4 protein-coding genes and 1 pseudogene are annotated in these 3,816 nt (G+C 73.1%); 4 read left to right on the top strand and 1 reads right to left on the bottom strand.

Annotated features, from left to right (window positions below; all coding sequences use genetic code 11):
• Both CCN56_RS38925 and CCN56_RS38920 read left to right on the top strand, forming a co-directional pair.
• Window positions 1–369 (top strand): annotated as a pseudogene (locus tag CCN56_RS38925) (acyl-CoA dehydrogenase); the annotation flags it as partial.
• Window positions 370–840, top strand: coding sequence for a nitroreductase family deazaflavin-dependent oxidoreductase (locus CCN56_RS38920; protein WP_086832338.1), 471 nt, complete (start codon window positions 370–372; stop codon window positions 838–840). It begins immediately after the preceding pseudogene.
• A 178-nt stretch (window positions 841–1,018) separates the two neighbouring features.
• On the opposite strand, the gene CCN56_RS38915 is transcribed toward CCN56_RS38920, so the two are convergent.
• The gene (locus CCN56_RS38915) at window positions 1,019–1,666 is read right to left on the bottom strand and encodes a TetR family transcriptional regulator (protein WP_086832337.1); all 648 of its coding nucleotides are present in this window, start codon (window positions 1,664–1,666) and stop codon (window positions 1,019–1,021) included.
• A gap of 328 nt (window positions 1,667–1,994) precedes the next feature.
• Between CCN56_RS38915 and CCN56_RS38910 the strand changes: the two genes are divergently transcribed.
• Window positions 1,995–2,786, top strand: a complete 792-nt coding sequence (locus CCN56_RS38910; protein WP_086832336.1) for a VOC family protein — start codon at window positions 1,995–1,997, stop codon at window positions 2,784–2,786.
• Window positions 2,787–2,949: 163 nt separating this feature from the next.
• Window positions 2,950–3,816, top strand: an 867-nt coding sequence (locus CCN56_RS38905; RefSeq protein WP_143664794.1) for a serine/threonine-protein kinase, incomplete at its 3' end; no start/stop codon positions are given.

Raw genomic sequence — 3,816 nt, 5'->3', positions numbered from 1 at the left:
CTCGCCGCCACCGGCCGCACCGCCGCCGTGATGCTGGCCGCCGAGGCCGTCGGCACCGCGGGGGCCGCCCTCGACCGCACCCGCGAACGGCCGGACCGGCACCGCCTCGCCGACCTGTACGTCCAGGTCGAGGCGGCCCGCTCGCTGACGCACTGCGCGGCCCGTGAACCCGACGGCGGGCCGCTCGCCCTCGCGCACGCCCTGGAGGCCCTGCGCGCCACCGCGGCGGAGTGCGGCGGCACCGGTGCCGGCTGGGAGGACCTCTGCTTCAAGCGGGCCGCCTCCGACGAACTGCTCTTCGGACCCGCCCGGCGGCTGCGCGACCGGGCGGCGGAACGGACCGGACTCTTCGGAGAGGCGGCGGCGTAGATGCCCATGGGACGGAAGCTCGTGCAGAAGGTGTCCTCGACCCGGACCTTCGCCAAGGTCGCGCCGCACCTCATCCCCGCCATGGACCGGGCCGTGCACCGGCTGACCAGGGGGAAGGTGCTGCTCAGCGCGCGGATGCTGCCCGGGGTGATCCTCACCGCCCGGGGCGCGAAGAGCGGGCAGCCGCGGGTCACCCCGCTCGCCTGCATGCCGGAGGGGGACGGCCGCTGGCTCCTCATCGGCTCCAACTTCGGCCGGCCGGGCCACCCGGCCTGGACGGCGAACCTGCTCGCCCATCCGGACGTCGAGGTCAACTGGCGGGGCGAGGACGTACCCGTACGGGCGGAGCTCCTCGCGGGCGAGGAACGGGCGGCGGCCTGGAAGGCGGCGCTCGAGTTCTGGCCTCCGTACGCCACGTACCAGGCGCGGATCGAGCGTGAGATCCGGCTCTTCCGGCTGACCCGGAGGTGAAGGGGGGGGGGCCGGTCCTGGACCCGACGGCGGTCGGCTCCGGCCTTGGACGCGGCGACACCGACGGCGGTCGGCTCCGGCCCCGGACACGGCGACGCCGACGGCGTCCCGCTCAGGTTCGGGGGAGCGGGCCGCCGCCGGCGTCGGCGACAGGACGGGTGAAGGAGCGGGAGTAGGGCTATCTGGTCGGCTTCTTGCCGGTGATGCCCAGGTGAACCAACAGGGCGAGGTTCGGCTTGAGTTCGGCCTGCTTCACGCCCCAGGTCTGGAAGCCCTTCTGGTGGCCGGCGACCGAGGCCAGCATCGCCACCAGGGAGCCGGCCATCGCGGCGGGGCTGACGTCCTTGTCGACCTTGCCCTTGGCCTGGAGCTCCTTCACCGCGTCCGTGAGGGAGTTGGTGACCGAGTTCAGGATCTTCATGCGGATCTTGTAGAACCGCTTGTCGCCCTCGGCGGCGCCGAGGTCCACGACCCGCAGGATCGCGTCGTGCTTCCGCCAGAAGTCCAGGAAGCCCTCGACGAGTTCCTCCGAGGTCTGCCAGCCGGCCTTGCCGACCCAGGAGCGGCCGGAGACCAGATCGGTCAACGCGGCCCCCTCCTTGGCCATTTCCTCCGCGATCTCGAGGACCGCTCCCTCGACGTCCGGGAAGTACTGATAGAACGTCGCGGGTGAAGTACCCGCCTTCCGGGCCACATCGATGACCTTGACGTCCCGGTAGGGCGAGGAGCTGAGCATCTCACCGAGGCAGTCGAGCAGCTTCTGCCGCGTCGCCTGACCGCGTCGTCCGGCCACGCGGCCGTCGACGGTGCGTACTTGTCCTGTCATGCCGTCAGCTTACCGAGGGGGGGTCTGCGCGCGATTCGGCCGACTGCAAATGGGGTGCACCCTTGTCCCGGGAGCGTTCTGCGAGGTCGGCGCGGGTCGGGGCGCGGGAGCCCGGGGACGGGTTCGAGCCACTTCGGAGCCGGCGGGGGCGCGGGGAGCCTGCCGGGGAGCCGGCCGGGGGAGCGCCGTACCCGAATCGGCTTATGAACAGCCTGTGGACAACTTCGGTGGACAACCCAAGCACCGCAAGGGTTCCGGCCCGCCGAATCGTCTCTTTGTTCGCATGTCGGGGCGTGCGGGGCCGCCCCCGCCGTCCTAGCGTGTGGACATGGCCGTACGCACTGAGGGCACCCCTTGCTGGGTGGACGCACAGCTCCCCGACCTGGAAGCGGGCAAGCGCTTCTACGGCGAGCTCTTCGGCTGGACCTTCGACCCCGCCCGCGACGAGGCCCTCCTCGACGGCCGCCGGGTCGCCGGACTCGTCCCCAAGCGCGACGGGCGCATGCCCACCACCTGGACCCTCTACCTCGCCACCGAGGACGCGGGCACCCTCGCCGCCCGGATCAAGGCCGCCGGCGGGCAGATGGTCATGGAGCCCTACCCCGTCGGCCCCTTCGGCGTGTACGCCCTCGCCGCCGACCCCGGCGGCGCCGTCTTCGGCATCCGCCAGGAGGGGGACCCCGACGGCTTCGAGGTCACGAACGAGCCCGGCGCCTTCTGCTGGATGGAGGTCCACACCCGCCGCCCGGACGCCGTCGACACCTTCTACGCCACCGTCTTCGGCTACCTCGGCCGCCAGGCCGACGCCGGGGCGGAGGGCGGGGGCGCCGGCGTCGACTACCGCGTCTGGTCGCCCCCCGGCTCCCGGCCCGGCGGCGGGAGCGCCTTCGGCGGGCGGGCCGTCATCACCGACGACTTCCCCGCCGAGATGCCCGGCCACGTCCTCGTCCACTTCGCCGTCGCCGACTGCGACGAGGCCTGCGAGACCACCGTCCGGCTCGGCGGACGGGTCGTCACCCCGGCCTTCGACGCCCCGCACGGCCGCGTCGCCGTCCTCCACGACAACCAGGGCGCCCGCTTCGCCGTACGCGCGGAACCGAAACCGTCCGCTATGGACTGATCCGTCCCGGGTCGTACCGCCCGGCGCACCCCGTACCGCAGCACCCCGTTATGACGTGTGACACCCCGATCCGCCCCCGGGTTCGCAACGGGGCCCTCGGACAGGAAGAATCAGGGGCCACGGGGCCGTACCCTCATGGCCCGTACGGGGAGGTGGCAGGCAAGTGGAACAGCTGACGCAGCACGACCCGAGACGTATCGGGCCCTTCGAGGTGCTGGGCCGGCTCGGCGCGGGCGGAATGGGCCTGGTCTATCTCGCGCGCTCGGCCTCGGGCCGGCGCGTGGCGATCAAGACCGTGCGCACGGAGCTCGCGGAGGACCAGCTGTTCCGGGTCCGCTTCACCCGGGAGGTGGAGGCCGCCCGGGCGGTCTCCGGCTTCTACACGGCCGCCGTCGTCGACGCCGACCCGCGCGCCGCCGTGCCCTGGCTCGCCACCGCCTACGTCCCGGCGCCCTCTCTCGAAGAGATAGTGAACGAGTGCGGGCCGCTTCCGGCCCAGGCCGTCCGCTGGCTCGCCGCGGGCGTCGCCGAGGCCCTGCAGTCCATCCACGGCGCGGGCCTGGTCCACCGCGACCTCAAGCCCTCCAACGTCCTCGTCGTCGAGGACGGCCCCCGGGTGATCGACTTCGGCATCGCGTCGGGCGTCTCCAACACGCGCCTGACCATGACCAACGTCGCCGTCGGCACCCCCGCCTACATGTCGCCCGAGCAGGCCCGCGACTCGCGCAGCGTCACCGGCGCCAGCGACATCTTCTCGCTGGGCTCGATGCTGGTCTTCGCCGCCACCGGCCACGCGCCCTTCCACGGCGCCAACCCGGTCGAGACCGTCTTCATGCTGCTGCGCGAGGGCCCGGACCTGGAGGGCCTGCCGGACGAGCTGCGGCCCCTCATCGACTCCTGCATGCAGACGGACGTCACCCGCCGGCCCACCCCGGCCGACCTCCAGGCGCAGCTCGCCCCGCACCTCTTCGGCCCCGGCAGCGACGACAGCGGCACCGCCTCCGCCTGGCTGCCGCTGTCGTCGCTGCCG

The sequence above is a fragment of the Streptomyces sp. NRRL B-24572 genome (genome assembly GCF_002156145.1).
GTDB classification, from domain to species: Bacteria; Actinomycetota; Actinomycetes; order Streptomycetales; family Streptomycetaceae; genus Streptomyces; species Streptomyces vietnamensis.
The sequence above is the reverse complement of the archived record's forward strand: the minus strand, read 5'-3'. Positions and strand labels throughout refer to the sequence as shown.

Excerpts from the sequence above, each read along its gene's own strand:
- CCN56_RS38915 (WP_086832337.1), bottom strand. The coding sequence starts at position 1,666 with ATGACAGGACAAGTACGCACCGTCGACGGCCGCGTGGCCGGACGACGC.
- CCN56_RS38910 (WP_086832336.1), top strand. The coding sequence starts at position 1,995 with ATGGCCGTACGCACTGAGGGCACCCCTTGCTGGGTGGACGCACAGCTC.
- CCN56_RS38920 (WP_086832338.1), top strand. The coding sequence starts at position 370 with ATGCCCATGGGACGGAAGCTCGTGCAGAAGGTGTCCTCGACCCGGACC.